Source organism: uncultured Devosia sp. (assembly GCF_964244875.1).
Taxonomy (GTDB): Bacteria; Pseudomonadota; Alphaproteobacteria; order Rhizobiales; family Devosiaceae; genus Devosia.
Genome location: NZ_CAXTKA010000009.1, coordinates 1 through 21,607, shown reverse-complemented (window position 1 = coordinate 21,607; position 21,607 = coordinate 1). Strand labels below are relative to the sequence as shown.

The following is a 21,607-nucleotide window of genomic DNA, read 5'->3' as shown; positions in this document are numbered from 1 at the left end:
TTAAAGAGCGCAAGCCTTTTGCCAATCCGCCATGGCAATGAATTTTGGACCTGACCCCACCCTGCCCTCGCCTGCCTCTGCCCAGAAAATCCAACCATCGACCTGCTCACTAAGCCGACGGAGTTCCGAACGCACGTTCGGCGTCAGGATTGCGTTGCCCCATTCGCCATCGTCATTGAGATCCGACACAAAAGCCCAAAGACGATACTCGGTGTCATCCATCCACCCGGCGCAATACGCTAATTCGCTGATTTCACTAATGTACATATGAAGCTCGTCCTGAGCTTGCGTGAGACGAGCATTCGTCATTGGTCGATCCGAAGATGGAATGTATTGCCCAAGCCTAGCACGAAACCTGGCGGGTCGCGACACGAGAGGGACTTGCCTTTGGCTCCCCTTTCCCCTATGTCACCGCCAGCATTCGTTTGGCCGGGGGCTGAACGGAGGGTTTGCCTTTGGCAAATAGGGTTTTGAAACCCGGCCTCCCGTGTTCCCGCTCTTTGCAAGACTGCTTTGATGCCCTTCCCGGCTTCAAGGAGGCTCCGCGCCAGCCAGTGCAGTGTGTTGAACCACTTAAGGAAGGCCCATCCATGGCCCTTTACGAGCATATCTTCATGGCGCGCCAGGACGTGTCCCAGCAGCAGGTCGAGGAATTGACCGCGTCGCTGACCGAAATCCTGGCCGCAAATGGCGGCAAGGTCACCAAAAACGAATATTGGGGGCTCAAGGGTCTCTCCTACCGCATCCGCAAGAACCGCAAGGCGCATTATTCGCTGATGAACATCGACGCACCGGCTCCGGCCGTGGCGGAAATGGAACGCCAGATGCGCATCAATGAAGACATCCTGCGCTTCATGACGGTGCGCGTTGACGAGCTGGAAGAAGGCCCGTCGGCGATGATGCAGAAGCGCGATCGCGATGACCGCGATGGCGGTGGCCGTCCCGATCGTGGTGGCGACCGTTTTGGCGGCGGCGAACGCCGTCCGCGCCGTTTCTAAGATAAGGACCCAAAGCTATGGCAATTCGTGACCTCACTACCGCCCAGGCCCGCCGTCCGTTCCAGCGCCGGCGCAAGACCTGCCCATTCTCGGGCGAAGGCGCACCCAAGATCGACTACAAGGACGTGCGTCTGCTCAGCCGCTACGTTTCGGAGCGCGGCAAGATCGTGCCAAGCCGCATCACCGCCGTTTCGGCGCTGAAGCAGCGCGAGCTGGCTCGGGCGATCAAGCGCGCCCGCTTCATCGGCATCATGCCGTATGCCATCCAATAAGTTCGTTGGGACGGCGATCTAGCGGCGATCGGCTGCGCTCCCGGTGCGCACGTACCCTAAGGTACGCTCCGCTCCGGTTCTCGCGGACCACCCTATCTGACTCGTCCAGCCGACTTCTTGTTCGGCATACTGCGTCCACTGGATGCAAACGTTGGGGTTCCGGATGGTCCGGGGCTCCTAACCACCCCAAGGGTGGGACAGCCAAAGGAATATTTCCATGAAAGTTATTCTGCTCGAGCGCATCGCGCGCACTGGTTCGATCGGCGACGAAGTCAGCGTCAAGGACGGCTTTGCCCGCAATTTCCTCCTGCCCCAGGGCAAGGCGCTACGCGCTACGGAGGGCAACCGCGCCAAGTTTGCGGTGGAACGCGTCAATATCGAAAAGCGCAACGACGAACGCCGCAATGCAGCCGCCGGCATTGCCGAAGGGCTCAACGGCAAGACCGTCGTCATCATCCGCCAGGCCGGCGAAACTGGGCAGCTTTACGGTTCGGTCGCCTCGCGCGACGTGGTCGAGGCGCTGCAGGCCGAGGGCTTTACCATCCAGCGCTCGCAGGTCGACCTGGCCGATCCGATCAAGTCGGTGGGCGTACACACCGTGTCGCTGAACCTGCACTCGGAAGTGGCCGTGACCATTAACGTCAACGTCGCCCGCTCGACCGATGAAGCCGCTCGCCAGGATGCCGGCGAGGACATCACCGTGGTTCAATATGAAGAAGACGAAGCCGGCGATTTCGCCGCCGGCCAGAAGGATGCCCAGCAAGACGACCGCTTCGACGACGACGCGTGAGTTTTGGGAGTTTCAGGGTGAGGAGGCCGGGTGGAAGCCCGGCCTTTTTGTTTGTTGAAAGACTGGAGGCACGCCCTCGTGGTTCGAGGCTCGGAAGGCCTCGCACCTCACCATGACGGCTACTGATGGGGTTGCAATTCCTCAGTAGCCCTCATGGTGAGGTGGCAGCGCAGCGACCCTCGAACCACGAGGGCGTGGCACCAAGCCCGCGACTCGGCCATTTTGCTGCCTTGTGGGCATGCAAAACAAAAAGCGAACATTCCCCGTTGTCCACACAGTTCACAGCCGGGTTTCCGACGCGTTAACCTTTGGCGCTTAGTGCGAGACTCCTTACCGACCCGCGTGGTTAAGAAACGTTAACGTTTATCCGAGGCTCACATGGCAGAGATTGCACGGCTCCATCCGGTCGAAGACAAATCCTTTCGCCTTGCCCCGCATAATGTGGAGGCCGAGCAGGCGCTGCTGGGCGCGATCCTGGTCAATAACGAAGCATTCTACCGCGTTTCGGATTTCCTCGAGCCGCTGCATTTCTACGAGCCGATCCACCGCGAAATCTATGAGGTGATCGGCAAGTTCGTGCGCGCGGGCAAGTCGGCCGATCCGATCACCATCAAGACGCACCTGCCCGAGAACCTTTTGGCGGACGTCACCATGCCGCAATATCTGGCGCGGTTGGCGGCGGAGGCGACGACGGTGTTGAACGCTGCCGACTATGGCCGGGCGGTGCATGACCTGGCGCTGCGCCGCGCGCTGATCCTGATCGGCGAGGAGATGGTATCGACCGCCTACGAGTCGGAGGTGGAGGTGACCCCGGACAAGCAGATCGAGGAGGTCGAAGGCGCGCTGTTCCAGCTGGCCGAAAAGGGCCGCTATGACGGAGGGTTTCAGCCATTCAACGCGGCGCTCAAGGATGCGATCCAGATGGCCGGGGAGGCCTATGGGCGCGACGGTTCGCTTTCGGGCATGGCGACGGGGCTGAGCGATCTGGACCGGCTGATGGGCGGGTTGCAGCGCAGCGACCTGATTATCCTCGCGGCGCGACCGGCCATGGGCAAGACGGCGCTGGTCACCAATATCGCCTTTCATGCGGCAAAATCCTGGAAGGGCGATGTGACACCCGACGGACATCGCAAAACCGTCGATGGTGGGATCGTGGGATTCTTCAGCCTGGAAATGAGCTCGGAACAGCTGGCGACGCGCATCCTGGCCGAGCAGGCGCAGATTTCGTCATCGGACATCAGGCGCGGCAATATTCACGAGAGCCAGTTTTCCAAACTGGTGGACACGTCCAACCTGATGGCCCAGATGCCGCTTTATATCGACGATACGGGCGGCATCAGCGTGGCGCAGCTGGCGGCACGGGCGCGGCGGCTGAAGCGGCAAAAGGGGCTGGACCTGCTGATCGTGGATTATCTGCAATTGCTGTCGGGCTCGAGCAAGGCGGCCAGCCAGAACCGCGTACAGGAATTGACCGAGATCACCACTACGCTCAAGGCGCTGGCCAAGGAACTCGAAGTGCCTATCATCGCGCTCAGCCAGCTGTCGCGGCAGGTTGAAAATCGCGACGACAAGCATCCGCAACTGGCGGATTTGCGCGAATCGGGGTCTATCGAGCAGGACGCCGACGTGGTGCTGTTTGTGTATCGCGAGGAATATTACCTCAAGAACAAGGAGCCCAAGGAGGGCTCGCCCGAGCATATGGCCTGGCAGGGGGAAATGGAAAAAGTGCATGGCAAGGCCGAAGTGATCATCGGCAAGCAGCGCCACGGCCCCACCGGCACGGTGCAGCTGTCGTTCGAGGCGCAACATACCCGCTTCGGCAATCTGGCGCGGGCCGATTATCTTCCTGAACGCATGGAATGACATGAGCGTCACGTCGGGCCTGGGGGGCCTGCTCAGCATCGATCTGGGGGCACTGGCGCGCAATTGGCGGGCGCTCGACAAGGTGAGCGCCGGCGCGCTGACCGGCGCCGTGGTCAAGGCGGATGCCTATGGCACGGGCATCGGGCCATCGAGCAAGGCGCTGTATGCGGCAGGGGCGCGGTTTTTCTTCGTGGCGACGCCCGACGAGGGCCTGGCGGTGCGGACCGCCCTGCCCGACGCCCATATTTTCGTTCTGGACGGGCTTTATCCCGGCGCGGCCAATCTTTACGTCCGGCAAAACCTGATGCCGGTGATTTCCTCGATGCCGATGCTGGAGGAATGGCTGGCCAAGTGCCTGGAACGCAGCGAAGCTTATGCGTCGGCGTTTCATTTCGATACCGGGATGAACCGGCTTGGATTTCGCCTCAACGAGGCAAGCCTGGTCAAGCAGCGGATCGAAACGCTGGCCTACCAGCCGCAGATGATCATGAGCCACCTGGCCTGTGCCGATCAGCCCAACCACGAGAAAAACCGCACGCAATTGGCGCTGTTCGGCTCGGTGATGGCGCAATTTCCCGGGATTCCGTCATCGCTGGCCAATTCGGCCGGGCTGATGACGGGCCGCGATTACCATTTCCAGATGGTGCGGCCGGGTATCGCGCTTTACGGCGGGCGAGCGGTCAACGGGCGCAAGAACCCGATGGCGCCGGTGGTGACGCTGCATGTGCCGGTCTTGCAGGTCAAGGAAGCGCGCACCGGTGAAACGGTGGGCTATGGCGCCAATTATACGCTGGTGCGCGACAGCCGGCTGGCGATCATCGCGCATGGTTATGCCGACGGATTCCTGCGCTCCGCCTCGGGCTCCAATACGCGCCAGGGCGGCAGGGTGGTGGTGAACGGACGGGTGTGCCCGGTGCTCGGACGGGTGTCGATGGATACCAGCATCATCGACGTGACCGAACTGGGCGATAACTTGCCCCGACCCGGAGAGGGCGTGGAAGTGCTGGGGCCGACGCTGAGCGTCGATGACCAGGCGGACGCCGCAGGCACGATCGGGTACGAGATTTTGACGTCGCTCAAGGGGCGCTACACGCGCAACTACGTGGGCGATGGCAATCTGGGGTAATGTTCGCTATTTGTTCTTGCCAATGGTTTTGTCCTGTGCCTTTATCGATGGCGCTGCTTATGCTCGACCGGTGTAATTCCGGCGCAAGCGCGACCCATTCCTGGTTGCGTGCGGCCAGATCGTGAGAATGGATTCCCACTTGCGTGGGAATGACGTGGTGGGGAAACGCGGTGACAGTCGTGACGTGGCGAACACCATGGCTCTGGCCGAGACGCTGCGCAGTTAAGGAACCATAGCCTTGGCGAAATCCCGTTCATCCTTCGTTTGCCAGGCTTGCGGCGCGGTGACTTCGCGCTGGCAGGGGCGATGCGATGCGTGCGGGGACTGGAACACCATTGTCGAGGAATTGACCGATAGCGGCGTCGGGGCGGGGCCCAAGGCGGCCAAGGCCGGGGGCAAGCCGGCCAACCTGGTGCCGCTCTCGGGTGAAACCGAGAGCGCGGCGCGGGTGGTGACGGGCATCGCCGAACTGGACCGGGTAACCGGGGGCGGGTTCGTGATGGGCTCGGCGCTGCTGGTGGGCGGCGATCCGGGGATCGGCAAATCGACCCTGCTGCTGCAGGCGGCGGCGGCACTGGCACTTGCCGGCAAGCGGGTGGTTTACGTTTCGGGTGAGGAGGCGGTGGCGCAGGTGCGGCTGCGGGCGCAGCGGCTGGGCCTGGGCGAGGCCGACGTGCTGCTGGCGGCCGAGACCAATGTGGAAATCATCCTGGCCACACTCGAAAGCGGGGCGCCGCCGGATCTGGTGATCATCGATTCGATCCAGACGCTGTGGACCGACCGGGTCGACAGTGCGCCGGGCACGGTGACGCAGGTGCGCACCTCGGCGCAGGCCCTGACACGATTTGCCAAAAAGAGCGGCGCGGCGGTGGTGTTGGTCGGTCACGTGACCAAGGACGGGCAGATCGCGGGGCCCCGCGTCGTCGAGCACATGGTCGATGCCGTGCTGTATTTCGAGGGCGACAGCAGCCACACGTTCCGGATTTTGCGCGGCGTCAAGAATCGCTATGGCGCGACCGACGAAATCGGCGTGTTCGAAATGACGGCGCTGGGGCTGGCGCAGGTGGCCAATCCTTCGGCGCTGTTTCTGGACCAGCGCGACGAGGGCGCAGCGGGCTCGGCGGTGTTTGCCGGCATGGAAGGCACGCGGCCGCTGTTGATCGAAATCCAGGCACTGGTCGCGCCCTCCCCGCTGGGCACGCCGCGGCGGGCGGTGGTGGGCTGGGATTCGGCGCGGCTGTCGATGGTGCTGGCGGTGCTGGAAACGCGGTGCGGGGTGCGGATCGGGGCCAACGACATTTATCTCAACGTGGCGGGCGGGCTCAAGATCAACGAGCCCGCAGCAGACCTGGCGGTGGCCGCGGCGCTGATCTCGTCACTGACGGGGTCGCCGCTGCCGTCCGAGTCGGTGTATTTCGGGGAAATTTCGCTGGCGGGCGGGATCAGGCCGGTGGTGCACGGATCGCTGCGGCTGCGCGAGGCGCACAAGCTGGGGTTCAAGTCGGTTTCGACGGGTCGGCTGAGCGCAGCCGACCGCACCAGCGGGCTGGAGGTATCGGAGTTCACGGCGCTGTCCGAACTGGTGGGGCGGATCGCGGCTAAGGGCAAGCCGGTCAAGGTGGACGAATGGGCGTGAGACGCCTGTATGCTTTGGGGGAACATCGGACGTGCGCGGCCCACGCGCCCTTGGCAGCGGCGGCTAAAGCGGCTAAACGAAGCGAAAGACGGGGCTTTTGGCGGCAATTGGAGCTGGCGAAACAATTATGCTGACTGCGTTCGACGTTGGTATCGGGGTGCTTGTGCTAATCTCGGCGATCCTCGCCACGGCGCGGGGATTGACGCGCGAGGTGCTGTCGCTGGCGACCTGGGCCGGCTCGGCCGCCATCGCCATCTATATGTGGCAATATCACCCTGAAATCGCGCGCGGCTATATTGCCGATGCCAATGTGGCCGATATCGCCACGGTTGTGGTGACCTTCATCGTCGCGCTGATCGTGTTGCACCTGTTGACCATGCGGATCGCCGATTTCGTGGTGGACAGCAAGATCGGGCCGATCGACCGGACGCTGGGCTTCGTGTTCGGAGTGCTGCGTGGCCTCTTGATCGCCATCGTCGTGACCATTTTCGGCACTTGGCTCCTGGGCACCAATCTGCCGCCCTGGGCCAAACAATCCCAGGCGCTGCCGCATTTGACCGATATGGGCGATGCACTGATTGCCATGTTGCCGCCGGACCTCGAAAACCAGGTCACCGAGATTCTCAAGGGTGGCACTGGATTGACCGACGATCCGGCCGATCCGACGGGCGCGGTCCAGGAAGGCACCGACGAAACCGAAGATTCGACCGTGCCGCCGCCGCTCGACGGAACGCCGACAGTGCCGCAAACCAATACCTGATCATTTTGTGGTGAGTGGCGGGCGCCCACCCCATGGTCAGCCATAAGGGCGCTATGGTGGGCGGCGTTGTATCGGGTCGGCCGGCGTGGGTGACGGCAGACCCTGATTCGGGCAAGTGATGCGGCATTGCAATGGAGAGCCCGGTGGACCATCCGAACGGCGACAGCTTCGACATCAATGGCGATACCCTGCGCGAAGAGTGCGGGGTGTTCGGCATTTTGGGCCACCCCGATGCGCCGACGTTGACCGCGCTGGGGCTGCATGCGCTGCAGCACCGGGGGCAGGAAGCGGCAGGCATCGTCACTTTCGACGGGCGGCAATTTCATTCAGAGCGCCAGTTGGGACTGGTGGGTGACCACTTCACCGACCCCGCAACGCTCAAGCGCATTCCGGGCCACATGGCGATGGGGCATGTGCGCTATTCAACCACCGGCGAAACCATTTTGCGCAATGTGCAGCCGCTGTTCGCCGAACTCGAAGTGGGCGGCATCGCCATCGCCCATAACGGCAATCTGACCAATGGGCTGACGCTGCGGCGCCGGCTGATCGCGCAAGGCGCCATCTGCCAATCGACATCGGACACCGAGGTGGTGCTGCACCTGATCGCGCGCTCGCAACGCACCTCGTCCTCGGACCGGTTCGTGGATGCGATCGGGGCGGTCGAGGGCGCCTATGCCATGGTGGCGATGACGCGCACCAAGCTGATCGGCACGCGCGACCCGCTGGGCATTCGCCCGCTGGTCCTGGGCGAACTCGACGGCAAGCCGATCTTCGCCTCTGAGACCTGCGCGCTCGACATCATCGGCGCCAAGTTCGTCCGCGACGTGGAAAATGGCGAGGTCGTGGTGTGCGAAATCCAGCCGGACGGATCGGTGAGCATCGAGTCGCACCATCCATTCCAGCCACGGGCGGAGCGGTTGTGCCTGTTCGAGTATGTTTATTTTGCGCGGCCCGATTCCGTGGTGGGCGGGCGCAGCGTCTATTCGGCGCGCAAGCGCATGGGCATCAACCTCGCGCGGGAAGCGCCGGTGGAGGCCGACGTGGTGGTGCCGGTGCCCGATGGCGGTACGCCGGCGGCGATCGGCTACGCGCAGGCCAGCGGCATCCCGTTCGAACTGGGCATCATCCGCAACCATTATGTGGGACGCACCTTCATCGAGCCGACGCAATCAATCCGCGCCTTCGGGGTCAAGCTCAAGCATTCGGCCAACCGGTCCGAAATCGTCGGCAAGCGCGTGGTGCTGATCGACGATTCAATCGTGCGCGGGACAACGTCGCTCAAGATCGTGCAGATGATGCGCGAGGCGGGAGCCACGGAGGTGCATATCCGCGTTGCCAGCCCGATGATCCTTTATTCCGATTATTACGGCATTGACACGCCCGACCCGGACAAGCTCCTGGCCAACCAGCACAAGGACATGGAGTCGATGTGCCGATTCATCGGCGCTGATTCGCTGGGGTTCCTGTCGATCGACGGGCTCTATGAGGCGGTGGGCGGGGAGAAGCGCAACAACAGCGCGCCGCAGTTCACCGACCACTATTTTACCGGCGACTATCCGACGCAGTTGACCGATTTGAACGGTCGGGCCAAGAACGAGCCGAAACAAATTTCCCTGCTTCGAGAGGCCGGCTAGTGGCTGACACGCAAGACCTGGCCGGAAAAGTCGTGCTGGTGACCGGTGCGTCGCGCGGTATCGGCTATGCCAGCGCCCGGGAGGCGGCGCGGCGCGGCGCCCATGTGGTGGCGGTTGCCCGTACGGTTGGCGGTCTTGAGGAACTCGACGACGAGATCGGCGATCTGGGATCGTCGGCTACGCTGGTGCCGCTCGATTTGCGCGATGGCGACGCCATCGACCGGCTGGGCGCGGCGATCTTCGAGCGCTGGGGGGCGCTGGACGGGCTGATCGCCAATGCCGGCATGCTGGGTACATTGTCGCCCCTGCCCCATATCGCGCCCGAAGAGTTCGATAAGGTGATGGCGGTCAACGTCACCGCCAATTATCGTTTGTTGCGATCGACCGACCTGCTGCTGCGCCAGGCCGATGCCGGGCGGGCCGTGTTCGTATCGTCCTCGGCGGCACGCTCGGCGCGGCCCTATTGGGGGCTTTATGCGGCGAGCAAGGCGGCGGTGGACGCCATGGTCAAATCCTATGCCGGGGAAATTGCGCAGACCAAAGTGCGGGCCAATGTGTTTTATCCCGGCGCGGTGCGCACGGCGATGCGCGCCAAGGCGATGCCGGGGGAAGACCCCGATACGCTGCCAGGCCCATCGGACGTCGCGCGGCTCCTGGTCGATCTGGTGGCGCCCAAATTGACGCAGAACGGACAATTGTACGACGTGGCGCAAAGCGGGTTCGTGGCGCTGTGAGCGGGCAGCGCCAATGAGCATCGTTCGGCCCTTCGCACCAGCCGATCTCGACAGCCTCTACGCCATCTCGCTGGCGACGGGAGATTCGGGGCAGGACGCGGCGCCGCTGCACACGGATGGCAAACTGATCGGCCACATCTATTCGGCGCCCTATGGCGTGCTGCTGCCCGAACTGGCGTTCGTAGCGGAGGATGATGAGGGCGTCGGCGGTTATGTGGTGGGCACGACCGATACCAGTGCTTTCGATCGGCAGTTGGAACGCGACTGGTGGCCGGCGCTGCGGCAGCGCTATCCCGATCCCTCTGGTACTGCGCCCGACACGCGCACGGCCGACGAGAAGCGCATTTTTGCCATTCATCATCCGGCCCCCACGCCCGACGCAGTGCTCGAGGCGTTTCCGGCGCATATGCATATGAACCTGTTGACGCGGCTGCAGGGCACCGGCATGGGCAGGCGGTTGTTCGAACGCTGGATCGAGCAGGCGCGGGCGCGGGGGGTGCGGGCGGTGCATGTCGGGGTCAGCCCGACCAATGCGCGCGGCCTAGGCTTCTGGCAGGCGATGGGGTTCCGGCAAATTGCAACGCCAAGCGGCGTTTGGCTTGGGCAGGCGGTCGACTAAGCTGTTGGAGAGTTGGGGTTGTGCCTTTTTGGGCGAGGTGGTCCTGCCTTGAACCTCCTCTCCAAGGACACGGCTATCGTATCTAGCTTGTGGCGCGATGCTGCCGGTGTCACAGAGCGGCGCCTTCCCCTGCCAGCGGACGCTGGGTAGGGGGTGTGACAGCCCTGATATCGGGGCTAGTAACCCCCACCTTGATCCTCCCCCTGGGAGGGGGAGGTGTCGACTGGGGCATTTTGCCAAGAGTTTGCCGGTATGCGATGGCCCTGTCTCCACGAGGAGGGATTGACGAGGTCGCGGGGGCATCGGGATGTCGAATGGTGCTCGTTGTGACGGTTGGGTGAACCAACTGGTCCTGAAATCTCAGTTGTAAAAAACCGCCCAGGCCTGAAGCGGGAAGAGTTATTCCAGCCGGGTCATCAGCATCTTGTCGATGCGGCGGCCGTCGAGGTCGACGACTTCGAATTTCCAGCCGTCGTGTTCGAAGGTTTCGCCTTCGGCGGGCAGGCGATTGATGATGGACAGGACGTAGCCGGCGACGGTTTCGTAGCGGGGGTCCTTGGGAATGGCGACGCCGAGGCGATCGGCAAATTCGTCGACGGGCATCCAGCCGGCGACGAGGAACGAGCCGTCCTCGCGGCGCACTACGGCGGGATCGTCGCCGGTTTCTTCCTGGAACACGCCGGTGATGACTTCGAGGATATCGCCGGAGGTGACGATGCCTTCAAAATGCCCATACTCGTCGACGACCAAAGCCATGTGGACGGTGGAATTGCGGATGGCGCGGACGACGTCGAGCGCATCGGCGTGATCCATCACCACCGGCACCGGGCGGACGAACTTGCGGATTTCGAGCGGCTGGCCGTTGGCGAAGGTCGAGATCAGGTCGGTAATGGCAACGACGCCGATGATGGAGTCGGCATCGCCATCCTGCACCAAGAGGCGCGAGCGGTGGGTGCCGACAATGGTGCGGCGGATTTGCTCGGGGACGTCGGAGAGATCGATCACCTCGACGTCCAGCCGGGGCGTCATCAGGCCGCGCGCGGAGCGATCGGCCAGGCGCATGACGCCCGAGATCATCGAATGCTCGTCGCTTTCGATGACACCGGCCGTCGTGGCTTCGGCGATAATGGTCTTGACCTCTTCCTCGGTCACGGTTTCCTCGGGTTCGCCGCGCTGGCCGAGGGCGGTGAGCACTGCCTTGCCGGACATATCCAAAATCCAGACGATGGGCGCCCCGATCGCGGCAATCAGCTTCATGGCCGGTGCGACGCGGGCGGCAACGCCTTCGGCATCGCGCAGGGCGATCTGCTTGGGAACGAGTTCCCCCAGGATCAGCGACACGTAGGTGATCAGCACGACGACAATGCCGACGCCCAGCACATCGGCCACGTTATCGGCGACACCGACCGACTGCAGCCAATTGGTGAGCCGGAGGCCGAGCGTGGCGCCGGAGAAGGCGCCAGACAGGACGCCGACCAGGGTAATGCCGATCTGTACCGAGGACAGGAACCGGCCGGGATCTTCGGCTAGGCGAATGGCAACGGCTGCACCGGTGTTGCCCTGGTCGGCCATGGCCCGCAGGCGTGCCGGGCGAGCGGAAACGACGGCCAGTTCGGACATGGCCAAGGCTCCGTTGACGATGGTCAGAACGAAGACAATCAGAATTTCTAAAAACAAGGTGGTTTCACGATATGCGGCCCCGCACTCAGCATCGGGTCGCTCAGGACGGTCCAGTTATAGGGGCAATCGGGCCGATTGCACTATGGATGGGTTAAAAATATCAGAATGTTTGAATTGGACCATTTTAAGGATGAACAGCGCCTAATGGTCGCTGGACCCCGCCCTCAACGGTGTTCCTGCGCGGCGTTCATCTTTTCGGTTGCGGAGTAGAGTACGAATGGGTTCCCGCTTTCGCGGGCATGACGCCGTGGGCGGGCGGTGGGTGATGGAGTTGGTGGATCTTGAAATGTTGGGATCAGCCCAGCTTGCGCTTGGAGACGTCGTCATAGGGGTTCTTGCTGCCGGCGCGGACCCAGAGGCGGATGGGGGCGCCCTGGATGTCGAAGGCTTCGCGCAGGCCATTGGTCAGATAGCGCAAGTAGGCCGTGGGCAATGCGTCGGGTCGCGAGGCAAAGAGGATGAAACTGGGTGGCCGGGTCTTGGCCTGGGTCATATAGCGGATCTTGAGGCGCCGGCCGGACACGGCCGGGGGCGGATGCCCCTCGACCATGCTGGCGAGCCAACGATTGAGCCGAGCGGTGGACACGTGGGAATTCCATGAGCGCTCGATCTTGAAGATGGCGTCCATCAGCTTGTCGATGTTGCGGCCGGTGAGGCCCGACAGGGTGACGAGGGGCACCCCGCGCAGTTGCGGCAACAGCCGGGTACAGGCTTCCTTCAACTCGGCCAGGGCCGCGTTCTTGTCCTCGATCAGGTCCCATTTGTTAATGGCGATGACGAGCGCCCTGCCCTCGCGTTCGACCAGATCGGCCAGCGCCAGATCCTGCTTTTCAAACGGAATGGTCGCATCGAGCATCAGCACGACGACTTCGGCATACTGGATAGAGCGCAGCGAATCGCCCACGGCCAGCTTTTCGAGTTTTTCCTGGACGCGCGAGCGGCGGCGGATGCCGGCGGTATCGACCAGGTTGATCACCCGGCCTTCCCACTCCCAGGGCACGAGAATGCTGTCGCGGGTAATGCCGGCCTCGGGGCCGACCAGCACGCGGTCCTCGCCCACCATGCGGTTGATCAGGGTGGACTTGCCGGCGTTGGGGCGGCCGACGATGGCGACGTTGAGATAACGCCTGGGGTTCCAACGCAGCGTGGCTTCGTCGCCCTCGCCTTCGAGCATATCCTGGGTGATATCGACGTCGACGTCGGGCATGGCCTCGAGGTCGCCGATTTCGTCTGCCTGCTGCGCGATGGCGGCTGCATCGATGGCCTGCGAGACAATGGAGTACAGCTCGGACAAGCCCAGGCCATGTTCGGCCGAAAGCGCGATGGGTTCGCCGAAACCGAGCTTGAAACCTTCAACGAGACCGGCTTCGGCAGCGCTGGATTCGGCCTTGTTGCCAACCAGGTGGACATCCTTGCCGGCCTTGCGCAGCACCTGGGCAAAGCGCTGGTCGAGCGGGACGACGCCGGCGCGGGCATCGATCATGAAGAGTATAACGTCGGCTTCCCGGATCGCCAATTCGGTTTGCTGGCGCATGCGGTCCTCGAGACTGCCATCGGTGACATCCTCGTAGCCAGCGGTGTCGAGCACGCGAAAGGTCAGGTCGGCAATGCGGCCCTCGGCCTCGCGGCGATCGCGGGTCACGCCCGGCGTGTCGTCGACCAGCGCGATCTTGCGGCCGACGAGACGGTTGAAGAGCGTGGATTTGCCGACATTGGGACGACCGACAATGGCAACGGTGACGGTCATTGGGGCAAATTATCCGATCATGCAGACGGCGGCCGGCCTATTCCAGGGACGGCTCGACCGGCGGGGGCGTTGCGGGGGTGGCCGCCTGGGGCGCGGGCGTGGCAGCCGGAGCTGGCGCTGGCGTGGTGGCCGGCGCGTCGTCGCCGATGATATCCTGAACCGCCGCGGCAGCGTCTTCGGCGGCCTTATCGGTCGGAGCCGGCGCAATGGCACCCTCGGACAGCAATTGGGCCAGGTAATAGCCCATGCGGTTGCGGACGGTGCTCTGGCTTTGCGGGTCGTTGACCACGGCCTCAAAGCTCGCCTGCGCGGCGGGGAAGTCGCCAGCCTTGTACTGGGCGAGGCCAAGCGCCTCGCGCGCCGCGTTGCGCAGCGGATTGCCCTCGGCGGCAATGGTTTCGACGCGCTGCTGCACATCGGCCAGGGTGCCGGTATCGACCAGAAGCGTGCCGGCGAGCACCAAAGCCAGTTCGCGCAGGCGCTGATTGGAATTATCGATCGCCAGGGCATCATAGGCGGCAACAGCTTCAGCGGTCTTGCCGTCCTTGCCGAGCAGGCCGGCCTGCTTGAACTGGGCCAGCATGGGATAGCTGCCCGAACCGTCGGCGATCAGCGTATCGAGCTGGGCCTGCGCCGCGGCAATATCGCCGCCATTGGCCAGATCGAAGGCAGCATAGAGTTCGTCGGAGGAGTTGGCGGCATTGTTGGCATGGTACCAGCTCCAGCCTTCGTTGACGGCAACGCCGACCACAACCAGACCGGCAGCGCCGATAATATAGGGCGCGAAACGGCGCCAGAACGAGCGCATCCGATCGGAGCGCAGTTCCTCGTCGACTTCGCGAAAGATATTGTCCTGGGACATGGCCTGCCTAAAGGTCGAAACGTGAATGGGGCGCACGTTTAGCATGCTGGGGAGGGAATGCAAATGCGCCAGGACACGCCGCGCCGCTCAGCCCAAGGACCATTCGCCCATAGTATCGGGGCGCTTCTGGCCGGCTGCGGTGCGGACCAGCCAGAACTTGCGCACGGGCCAGCGAAACGGCCGCTTCAGCAGCCGTTCGGGCACGCGCTGCGGCCCATACCAGATGGTGAGATGAGGCACGGTGGACTTCGCGCCGACCGGCATGCCCAGCCGCTGCATCTCGCGGCGAATATCGGCATAGAGCGCCACAACCTCGCGGGCGCCATTGGAGCAAGTGAGCACCGTGGGGACGATGCTGCGACCGCCCGTCTGGGAGCGGCTTTGGCCGGCAAAGGTCAGCAGCGTGTCAAAGGCGATATCGAAACCGGGACGACGGACCGCGTTCCCGACCTCCAACGCGTCGTCCAGCAGGACGGACTCGATCTCGTCCGTGCTGCGCCACACGCCGTTGAGGGACACGTGCAGCCGGTCGGCGCGGATGAGATTGCGCGCGCCGTGGCGGCGGGCCAACAGCGCGGCCCCGCGCTCGATATCCTGGGCCAGTGCCGGCGGCGGCAGGATGGAGAAGTAATAGCGGAATGTGTTGGCGTCGCGCGGCGCGTCCGGTGCCCTCAACCTGCGATCCGATCCGCCACCGCTAAAGAAATCGAGCTGTCCATCCATGTCATGGCCCTATGTTCCCTATTTGTTCTAGACTAGGACAATGGCCGAGATCGGTCAATTGTCGATCTGAAGATGTCAATATGCGGCCAGGCCGCGCGGTCTATTCCCGATTTGCGCGGTGCGATGGTCACGGAATCCAGAGTGGTGCTGGCCACGAAATCTAGTGCGGCTCGTCAGGTGCAGATCGGGCTGGACCGGTTGCTGTCCGACGCCAATGCGGCTAGAGGTGCCCTTGGTATCAAGCGGTTTCGGCGGGCTTTCAATGGCAATCCTTCACGCGATGGTGGGACTTCCAGGGAGCGGCAAGACGACCTTGGCGCGCCAGCTCGAGGTCAAGTATTCCGCTCTCCGGCTTACCGTCGATGAGTGGCACGTCAGTCTGTTCGGCAACGACGTTCACGACCATAGCGATGAGGCCGACTTCTCAAGACATAACGCGCGGCACGCGGCGATCGAGGCGCTGCTGTGGGAGACGGCCGCGAGAGCTTTGGTCCTGGGATTGGATGTGATCCTGGATTTTGGTTTCTGGACCAGAAGCGAGCGCGACGCGCTTCGGGCAAAAGCGCGCAAGCTGGGTGCGGGCTTTGCAATCCATTTTGCCGACGCCTCCGAAGAGGTGTTGCTGGAGCGCATCAAGGCCAGGAATGCGCAGCTTCCGCCGGGCACTTTTCATATTCCCGAGATCAAGCTCAAGGAATGGACGCGCCTGTTTGAACCACCATTGCCGGACGAGTTCGTTCCTTAAAGTTGTTTGCAGCAGCAGCGCCGGTCTTGCGCCGGCTCTTGCCGTCTTATTCCCACTCGATGGTGCCGGGGGGTTTGCTGGTGATGTCGTAAACGACGCGGTTGATGCCGCGGACTTCGTTGATGATGCGGGTGGCGGTGCGGCCGAGGAAGCTCATGTCGAACTGGTAGAAATCGGCGGTCATGCCATCGACGGAGGTGACGGCGCGCAGGGCACAGACGAATTCGTAGGTGCGGCCATCGCCCATGACGCCGACGGTCTGGACGGGGAGAAGCACGGCGAAGGCCTGCCAGATCTGGTCGTATTGCCCGGACTTGCGGATTTCATCGAGATAGATGGCGTCGGCGCGGCGCAGGATGTCGAGCTTTTGGGGGGTGATGCCGCCGGGGCAGCGGATGGCGAGGCCTGGTCCCGGGAAGGGATGGCGACCGATGAAGCTTTCAGGCAGGCCGAGTTCGCGACCGAGGGCGCGCACTTCGTCCTTGAACAGTTCGCGCAGCGGCTCGACCAGCGCCATGTTCATGCGCTCGGGCAGGCCGCCGACATTGTGGTGGCTCTTGATGGTGACCGACGGTCCGCCAGTGAAGGAGACGCTTTCGATCACGTCGGGATAGAGCGTGCCCTGGGCGAGGAACCTGGCGCCGCCCAGCTTTTGGGCTTCGGCCTCGAAGGTTTCGATGAACAGGCGCCCGATGATCTTGCGTTTGGTTTCGGGATCGGACTGGCCGTCGAGCTCGCGCAGGAAGACGTTGGATGCATCCACGTGGACCAGGGGGATGTTGTACTGGTCGCGGAACATGGTGACGACCTGTTCGCTCTCGTTGAGACGCATCAGACCATGATCGACATAGATGCAGGTAAGCTGGTCGCCGATGGCCTCGTGAATCAGCACGGCGGCGACGGATGAGTCGACGCCGCCGGAGAGGCCGCAGATGACCTTTTCGGACCCCACCTGGGCGCGGATTTTCTCGACCATCTTGTGGCGGTAGGCGGCCATGGTCCAGGACGCCTCGATGCCGCAGATGTGGTGCACGAAATTGGCGTAAAGCCGGGCGCCATCGGGGGTGTGCACCACTTCGGGGTGGAACTGGACGGCCCAGATGCGGCGTGTCTCGTTGGCGATCATGGCGAAGGGGGCGTTGGCGGAGGTGCCGACGACCTCGAAGCCCTCGGGCAGAGCGACGACGCGGTCGCCATGGCTCATCCAGACCTGGTGTTCCGAGCCGAGCTCCCAGACGCCGTCATAAAGGGCGGAGAGTTTTTGCACCTTGACCTCGGCGCGGCCGAATTCGCGGTGGTGACCGGCCTCGACTTTGCCCCCTAGCGCAATGCAGAGGGCCTGCTGACCATAGCAGATGCCCAGGATCGGCACGCCGGCCGCGAGAATGGCGGGATGTACGGTGGGGGCGTTGGCATCCAGCGTCGAGGCGGGGCTGCCCGATAGAACGATGCCCCTGGGGCGCATCGCAAGGACGGCGGCCTCGGCGTGCTGGAAGGGGTGAATCTCGCAATACACGCCGGTCTCGCGAATGCGGCGGGCGATGAGCTGGGTGACCTGCGACCCGAAGTCGACGATCAGGATGCTCTGGGACTCGATGGCTGGTGCTGTCATGGCGAGGCTTTAACGCCCGATCGGCGGTTGTGCAAGCGTTGGGACGCAGGGCGGGCTTGCGTGATTTGACATTTGGGACGGTTTTCCCGACGGTCGCGCCGCGTGCTGGAGGAAACACCGTAATGGCCGTCGACAATCGCCTGCTGGGCGCCGATTTCGTGCGGGCCAGCGCCTGCTGCATCGTGCTGGCGCATCACCTGGCGCAACGGGTCGATGGCGGCTCGGCGCTGGGGCGGCAGCCGCTGGTCCATATGTTCAATATCGTGGGCGGGTTCGGGGTCGCCATGTTCTTCGTGCTGAGCGGGTTTTTGCTGGCGCGTCCGTTCTGGCAGGCAATGGACCGGGGCGAGCCGATGCCGTCGCTGCGCATCTATGCCTTGCGGCGGCTGGCGCGCATCGTGCCGGGGTTCTGGCTGGCGTTGACGGTGAGTTTCGTTTTGAGCTTTGCGGTATTCGGGTTCAAGCTGAATATCTGGCTGGTCTGGCGCTATGTGGCGGGGCTCTTGCTGATCAGCGACTGGCACTGGACGACGTATTTTCCGGTCGAGATCGATGGGCCGCTGTGGTCGATCGGCATGGAGGCCAGCTCCTACGTGATGTTGCCGCTGGGGTTCTGGGCGCTGTTCGCACTGGGGCGCGGCCGGCTGCAGGGGTGGCCGGCACGGCTCGCCTGGTTGGGGGTGATCGTCGCGGCGCTGGCGGCCCATTGGCTGTTCGTCAACCTGGTACAGGTCAGCCCGGTCAAGCGGGGCTGGAACAATGGCCTGCAGGGCGGGGCCAAGGTGTGGATGCCGTGGTTCAACCCGTTCGGCTTTTTCGCCATGTTCGCAATCGGGGCGCTGGCGGCCGGGGTCCAGTTGATGCTTGCGAGGAGCCGCTCGGTCGTGTTCGACCTTGGCGCGGTGGCGGGCATCGCGCTGGCAGGGTGGCTGTTGTGGCAATATGGATTGACGGAGCCGAGCGATTTTTACGGGCTCTTGCGCATCCCTTATGATTATCCAATCTATCACATCGTGGTCGGGATTATCCTGGCGCTGCTGCCCTCGACAGTGCTGGTGGGGCGGCTGCTGGACAATCCGGTCGTGGCCTTTGTCGCCAAGATTTCCTTCGGGCTTTATGTCTGGCATTACATCGTGCTCGAACTGGCGCGGCTATACTGGCTGCCCGATATCGCGCAGGGCATGATGGAGCGGCCGGATCGCTTTGCCTTGGGCAGCGCGGTCATCCTGGGCATCACCGGCGTGATCGCGGCGCTGTCGTATCGCTGGCTGGAAAAGCCGGTGATCGACTGGGCGCGATCGCTCGAAAAGCCTTAGTTGAGGATGCCGATCGAGAGGTTGAGCAGGCTGGCGAAACTGACCCAGGCCAGGTACGGCCCGAACAGCCAGGCAGCGGGCTTGTCGATCCGGCGGGCGGTGACGATGAAGGCGATGAGCAAGAGCCAGAGCACCATGATGATGGCGTAGGCGGCCCAGATCTGGTGGGCGATGAACCATACCGGCGACCAGGCCCAGTTGAACAGCATCTGGGCATACCAGATCTTCATGGTGGTGCTGGCGGCATCGATCATGAAGATGCGCCAGCCGGCGATGGCGATCATCACATAAAGGGCGAACCAGACCGGCCCGAAAATCCAGTTGGGCGGATTGAAGGGCGGCTTGGCCAGGGTCTGGTACCAGGCGCCGGGCAGCGATTGCGTGCCGATCAGCCCACCGACGCCAACCACCACGACCATGAAGGCGGCCAGGATGAGCCAGGGACGCGGGCTCTTGTAATCGGCGAGAGATGCGGTGGGCATGAGCGGACCTCACATCGGTTTCAGCTTAAACGTGGGATATCCGGAGGCGGTTCACTTAAAGACAAAGTTTAGCCGGGGCGGGTCAATGCGTTGAAATAGAATCCATCGGTGGCGGTGAGGCGCGGGGTCAGCGTGATGCCGGAGCCGGTGGTTTCAAGGTTTGGGGGTAAGTTCGAACCGAAAGCGGCTTGCCAGAGGTCGGCAGGCGGCAGCGACGCGAAATCCGGATGAGTGGCGATGAAGGCGGCGATCCGGTCGTCGTTTTCCCCGGGCAGGATGGAGCAGGTGATATAGGCCAGCACGCCACCCGGCTTGAGATAGCGGGCACCTTCGGCAAGAATGGCGGATTGCTCGGCGGTGCGGGCCGCCAGCAGGTCGGGGGTGAGTTTCCACTTGGTATCGGGGCGACGGCGCCAGGTGCCGGTGCCGGTACAGGGGGCATCGATGACGACGCGGTCCATCTTGCCGACCAGGTCATCGAGGGCGCCCGATGCGGGGGCGCGCACCTGAACGTTGCGAACGCCGTTGCGTTTGAGGCGGTCATAGATGGGCGCGAGACGATTGCGGTCGCTGTCATAGGCAAAAATCTGACCCTTGTTGGCCATGGCGGCAGCCAAGGCGAGGGTCTTGCCCCCTGCCCCGGCGCACAGATCGAGCACCTGTTCGCCCGGCTTGGCCCCGACGAGGGCGGCGACAATCTGGCTGCCCTGATCCTGCACCTCGAACCAGCCCTTGAGACAAGCCTCGTCGGTGGTGACGTTGGGGGTGCGCGCATCGCCCGGGCCGGCGGGCATGGTGAGCCCATTGGGTGCGATGGGCGTGTGGCGCGGGGCAAAGCGGGCGAGAGATTTGACGACGCGGTCGGGTTGGGACTTGAGCGTATTGACGCGCAGGTCCAGCGATGGACGGCCGGTCATGGCCTGGCCTTCGGCAATCCAGTTATCGCCAAAGGCACGTTCGAGCGATGGCGCCAGCCATTGGGGACTATCGGCCAGGATATGGGCTGGCGTGTCATCGGACAGTTGACCGGTGACGCGGGCGATTTCCTCGTCGCTCAGGGGCGCGGGGCCATGTGCGTCGGCGGCCAGGCTGGCGTTGAGGGCCACGGTGTCCTCGTCCCAATCGCGGATGGCAACGGCGAGCACCAGCGCACGGGGCGTGTCGTCGCCCATCAGGGCAGCATGGGAGGCGCGCCGGCGCAGCGCGTCATAGACCAGATTGCCGATGGCGGCGCGGTCGCCCGCTCCTGCGAAACGGTTGGCCAGGCCCCAGGACTTGAGCGCTTCGGACACCGGGCGTTTGCGCGTCTCGACCTCGCTCAGGACATCGATGGCGGCGGAGAGACGGCCGGGAAGGCGCATGTTTCAAATACTCGGAGCAAGGACGACCAGGCGCAGGACCAGCCACACCCACAGGGCGGCCAGCACGATCATGCCGGCTGTATAGGCGGAAAAGCGCGGGAGCAAGCTGTTGGACGTGGTGTGAATGGCGGCGTGAATATATCGCAGGACGACAAACAGCCAGGCAAGGAGAACCTCGACCCAGCCAACGCCATTGGTCCACAGGGCGAGCAGGGCTGCGATGTAGAACAGGACAGGCAGTTGGAACTGGTTGTCAAAATTGTTGGAGAGCAGGCGGGCGCGCAGCGGATAGGCGGTGCGGTCCACGGCGATGTCGGCCATGGGGATTTCACCGGACATGATGCGTGGAACGCGCTCGCGGCCCATCAAGACGAGGATGGCGAAGGTGAGGAGCACTTGCGCGGCAAGGGCGAGGATCAGGAGCTTGGCGGTCAGGGGCATGGTGAAGCTCTGGCAAAGAGTCGGGCGGTTCGGCTAACGGCTTGTAGCACAATCCGATCCGTTGGACGTGCGGATGCGCCGCGCGGGGTCACCGGGCGGTTGGATGGCAGTCAAACGGCATGCGGCGAGACGTGCCTCATGGGTTTGGTTGAGTATGCGAGACAGCGTCTCGCCGCATGCGACGGGATTTTACACGTGCGCATCGA

Annotated in this window: 21 protein-coding genes; 12 read left to right on the top strand and 9 right to left on the bottom strand. The window is 63.5% G+C overall.

Going from position 1 to position 21,607, the window contains the following annotated elements; genetic code table 11:
* Entirely contained in the window at window positions 1-309 is a 309-nt protein-coding gene (locus ACFE8X_RS11630; protein ID WP_375451644.1) for a hypothetical protein, read from the bottom strand.
* A 281-nt stretch (window positions 310-590) separates the two neighbouring features.
* Between ACFE8X_RS11630 and rpsF the strand changes: the two genes are divergently transcribed.
* The 10 genes from rpsF to ACFE8X_RS11580 all read left to right on the top strand — a co-directional run bounded on the left by rpsF (window position 591) and on the right by ACFE8X_RS11580 (window position 10,432).
* Window positions 591-998, top strand: coding sequence for a 30S ribosomal protein S6 (rpsF, locus tag ACFE8X_RS11625; RefSeq protein WP_375451643.1), 408 nt, complete (start codon window positions 591-593; stop codon window positions 996-998).
* 17 nt (window positions 999-1,015) lie between these two features.
* A complete protein-coding gene (gene rpsR, locus ACFE8X_RS11620) occupies window positions 1,016-1,270 on the top strand; it encodes a 30S ribosomal protein S18 (protein WP_375451642.1) in 255 nt (84 codons plus the stop codon).
* Window positions 1,271-1,487: 217 nt separating this feature from the next.
* Window positions 1,488-2,060, top strand: coding sequence for a 50S ribosomal protein L9 (gene rplI, locus ACFE8X_RS11615; RefSeq protein ID WP_375451641.1), 573 nt, complete (start codon window positions 1,488-1,490; stop codon window positions 2,058-2,060).
* 378 nt (window positions 2,061-2,438) lie between these two features.
* Window positions 2,439-3,923 carry a replicative DNA helicase gene (locus ACFE8X_RS11610; RefSeq protein ID WP_375451640.1) on the top strand — a complete coding sequence of 495 codons (1,485 nt, stop codon included), beginning with the start codon at window positions 2,439-2,441 and terminating at the stop codon, window positions 3,921-3,923.
* Window position 3,924: 1 nt separating this feature from the next.
* Window positions 3,925-5,049 carry an alanine racemase gene (gene alr / locus ACFE8X_RS11605; protein ID WP_375451639.1) on the top strand — a complete coding sequence of 375 codons (1,125 nt, stop codon included), beginning with the start codon at window positions 3,925-3,927 and terminating at the stop codon, window positions 5,047-5,049.
* Between the two features lie 238 nt (window positions 5,050-5,287).
* Window positions 5,288-6,685 carry a DNA repair protein RadA gene (radA, locus tag ACFE8X_RS11600; protein ID WP_375451638.1) on the top strand — a complete coding sequence of 466 codons (1,398 nt, stop codon included), beginning with the start codon at window positions 5,288-5,290 and terminating at the stop codon, window positions 6,683-6,685.
* 127 nt (window positions 6,686-6,812) lie between these two features.
* Window positions 6,813-7,445 carry a CvpA family protein gene (locus ACFE8X_RS11595; RefSeq protein ID WP_375451637.1) on the top strand — a complete coding sequence of 211 codons (633 nt, stop codon included), beginning with the start codon at window positions 6,813-6,815 and terminating at the stop codon, window positions 7,443-7,445.
* Window positions 7,446-7,588: 143 nt separating this feature from the next.
* Complete coding sequence (gene purF / locus ACFE8X_RS11590) at window positions 7,589-9,079, top strand: amidophosphoribosyltransferase (protein WP_375451636.1); 1,491 nt, start codon at window positions 7,589-7,591, stop codon at window positions 9,077-9,079.
* Window positions 9,079-9,813 (top strand): SDR family NAD(P)-dependent oxidoreductase, encoded by a 735-nt coding sequence (locus tag ACFE8X_RS11585; RefSeq protein WP_375451635.1) that lies wholly within the window; start codon window positions 9,079-9,081, stop codon window positions 9,811-9,813. Before purF ends, ACFE8X_RS11585 begins: the two co-directional genes overlap by 1 nt.
* Window positions 9,814-9,826: 13 nt before the next feature.
* The gene (locus tag ACFE8X_RS11580; protein WP_375451634.1) at window positions 9,827-10,432 is read left to right on the top strand and encodes a GNAT family N-acetyltransferase; all 606 of its coding nucleotides are present in this window, start codon (window positions 9,827-9,829) and stop codon (window positions 10,430-10,432) included.
* Window positions 10,433-10,831: 399 nt separating this feature from the next.
* Here the strand turns inward: ACFE8X_RS11580 and ACFE8X_RS11575 are convergent, their stop codons facing one another.
* The 4 genes from ACFE8X_RS11575 to ACFE8X_RS11560 all read right to left on the bottom strand — a co-directional run bounded on the left by ACFE8X_RS11575 (window position 10,832) and on the right by ACFE8X_RS11560 (window position 15,444).
* Window positions 10,832-12,094: a hemolysin family protein gene (locus ACFE8X_RS11575; RefSeq protein ID WP_375451769.1), complete on the bottom strand. Its 1,263-nt coding sequence runs from the start codon at window positions 12,092-12,094 to the stop codon at window positions 10,832-10,834.
* A gap of 313 nt (window positions 12,095-12,407) precedes the next feature.
* Window positions 12,408-13,859 carry a ribosome biogenesis GTPase Der gene (gene der / locus ACFE8X_RS11570; RefSeq protein WP_375451633.1) on the bottom strand — a complete coding sequence of 484 codons (1,452 nt, stop codon included), beginning with the start codon at window positions 13,857-13,859 and terminating at the stop codon, window positions 12,408-12,410.
* A 37-nt stretch (window positions 13,860-13,896) separates the two neighbouring features.
* Complete coding sequence (locus ACFE8X_RS11565; RefSeq protein ID WP_375451632.1) at window positions 13,897-14,721, bottom strand: tetratricopeptide repeat protein; 825 nt, start codon at window positions 14,719-14,721, stop codon at window positions 13,897-13,899.
* 87 nt (window positions 14,722-14,808) lie between these two features.
* Window positions 14,809-15,444, bottom strand: a complete 636-nt coding sequence (locus ACFE8X_RS11560) for a 2'-5' RNA ligase family protein (protein ID WP_375451631.1) — start codon at window positions 15,442-15,444, stop codon at window positions 14,809-14,811.
* Between the two features lie 262 nt (window positions 15,445-15,706).
* On the opposite strand from ACFE8X_RS11560, the gene ACFE8X_RS11555 reads away from it, so the two are divergent.
* Window positions 15,707-16,189: an AAA family ATPase gene (locus ACFE8X_RS11555; protein WP_375451630.1), complete on the top strand. Its 483-nt coding sequence runs from the start codon at window positions 15,707-15,709 to the stop codon at window positions 16,187-16,189.
* Window positions 16,190-16,235: 46 nt separating this feature from the next.
* Here the strand turns inward: ACFE8X_RS11555 and guaA are convergent, their stop codons facing one another.
* Entirely contained in the window at window positions 16,236-17,801 is a 1,566-nt protein-coding gene (guaA, locus tag ACFE8X_RS11550) for a glutamine-hydrolyzing GMP synthase (protein ID WP_375451629.1), read from the bottom strand.
* A 122-nt stretch (window positions 17,802-17,923) separates the two neighbouring features.
* Here guaA and ACFE8X_RS11545 point away from each other — a divergent pair, with 122 nt between their 5' ends.
* Window positions 17,924-19,117 carry an acyltransferase family protein gene (locus tag ACFE8X_RS11545; protein WP_375451628.1) on the top strand — a complete coding sequence of 398 codons (1,194 nt, stop codon included), beginning with the start codon at window positions 17,924-17,926 and terminating at the stop codon, window positions 19,115-19,117.
* On the opposite strand, the gene ACFE8X_RS11540 is transcribed toward ACFE8X_RS11545, so the two are convergent.
* The 3 genes from ACFE8X_RS11540 to ACFE8X_RS11530 form a co-directional block, all read right to left on the bottom strand.
* Window positions 19,114-19,599: a TspO/MBR family protein gene (locus ACFE8X_RS11540; RefSeq protein WP_375451627.1), complete on the bottom strand. Its 486-nt coding sequence runs from the start codon at window positions 19,597-19,599 to the stop codon at window positions 19,114-19,116. The genes ACFE8X_RS11545 and ACFE8X_RS11540 overlap by 4 nt on opposite strands.
* 68 nt (window positions 19,600-19,667) lie before the next feature.
* A complete protein-coding gene (locus tag ACFE8X_RS11535) occupies window positions 19,668-20,960 on the bottom strand; it encodes an RsmB/NOP family class I SAM-dependent RNA methyltransferase (RefSeq protein ID WP_375451626.1) in 1,293 nt (430 codons plus the stop codon).
* A 3-nt stretch (window positions 20,961-20,963) separates the two neighbouring features.
* The gene (locus ACFE8X_RS11530) at window positions 20,964-21,401 is read right to left on the bottom strand and encodes an MAPEG family protein (RefSeq protein ID WP_375451625.1); all 438 of its coding nucleotides are present in this window, start codon (window positions 21,399-21,401) and stop codon (window positions 20,964-20,966) included.
* Between the last annotated feature and the right edge of the window lie 206 nt (window positions 21,402-21,607).

Bases quoted from the DNA above. Each gene is read 5' to 3' on its own strand.
- ACFE8X_RS11630 (WP_375451644.1), bottom strand. From the start codon at position 309: ATGACGAATGCTCGTCTCACGCAAGCTCAGGACGAGCTTCATATGTAC.
- rpsF (WP_375451643.1), top strand. From the start codon at position 591: ATGGCCCTTTACGAGCATATCTTCATGGCGCGCCAGGACGTGTCCCAG.
- rpsR (WP_375451642.1), top strand. From the start codon at position 1,016: ATGGCAATTCGTGACCTCACTACCGCCCAGGCCCGCCGTCCGTTCCAG.
- rplI (WP_375451641.1), top strand. From the start codon at position 1,488: ATGAAAGTTATTCTGCTCGAGCGCATCGCGCGCACTGGTTCGATCGGC.
- ACFE8X_RS11610 (WP_375451640.1), top strand. From the start codon at position 2,439: ATGGCAGAGATTGCACGGCTCCATCCGGTCGAAGACAAATCCTTTCGC.
- alr (WP_375451639.1), top strand. From the start codon at position 3,925: ATGAGCGTCACGTCGGGCCTGGGGGGCCTGCTCAGCATCGATCTGGGG.
- ACFE8X_RS11595 (WP_375451637.1), top strand. From the start codon at position 6,813: ATGCTGACTGCGTTCGACGTTGGTATCGGGGTGCTTGTGCTAATCTCG.
- ACFE8X_RS11580 (WP_375451634.1), top strand. From the start codon at position 9,827: ATGAGCATCGTTCGGCCCTTCGCACCAGCCGATCTCGACAGCCTCTAC.
- der (WP_375451633.1), bottom strand. From the start codon at position 13,859: ATGACCGTCACCGTTGCCATTGTCGGTCGTCCCAATGTCGGCAAATCC.
- ACFE8X_RS11565 (WP_375451632.1), bottom strand. From the start codon at position 14,721: ATGTCCCAGGACAATATCTTTCGCGAAGTCGACGAGGAACTGCGCTCC.
- ACFE8X_RS11560 (WP_375451631.1), bottom strand. From the start codon at position 15,444: ATGGATGGACAGCTCGATTTCTTTAGCGGTGGCGGATCGGATCGCAGG.
- ACFE8X_RS11555 (WP_375451630.1), top strand. From the start codon at position 15,707: ATGGCAATCCTTCACGCGATGGTGGGACTTCCAGGGAGCGGCAAGACG.
- guaA (WP_375451629.1), bottom strand. From the start codon at position 17,801: ATGACAGCACCAGCCATCGAGTCCCAGAGCATCCTGATCGTCGACTTC.
- ACFE8X_RS11545 (WP_375451628.1), top strand. From the start codon at position 17,924: ATGGCCGTCGACAATCGCCTGCTGGGCGCCGATTTCGTGCGGGCCAGC.
- ACFE8X_RS11540 (WP_375451627.1), bottom strand. From the start codon at position 19,599: ATGCCCACCGCATCTCTCGCCGATTACAAGAGCCCGCGTCCCTGGCTC.
- ACFE8X_RS11535 (WP_375451626.1), bottom strand. From the start codon at position 20,960: ATGCGCCTTCCCGGCCGTCTCTCCGCCGCCATCGATGTCCTGAGCGAG.
- ACFE8X_RS11530 (WP_375451625.1), bottom strand. From the start codon at position 21,401: ATGCCCCTGACCGCCAAGCTCCTGATCCTCGCCCTTGCCGCGCAAGTG.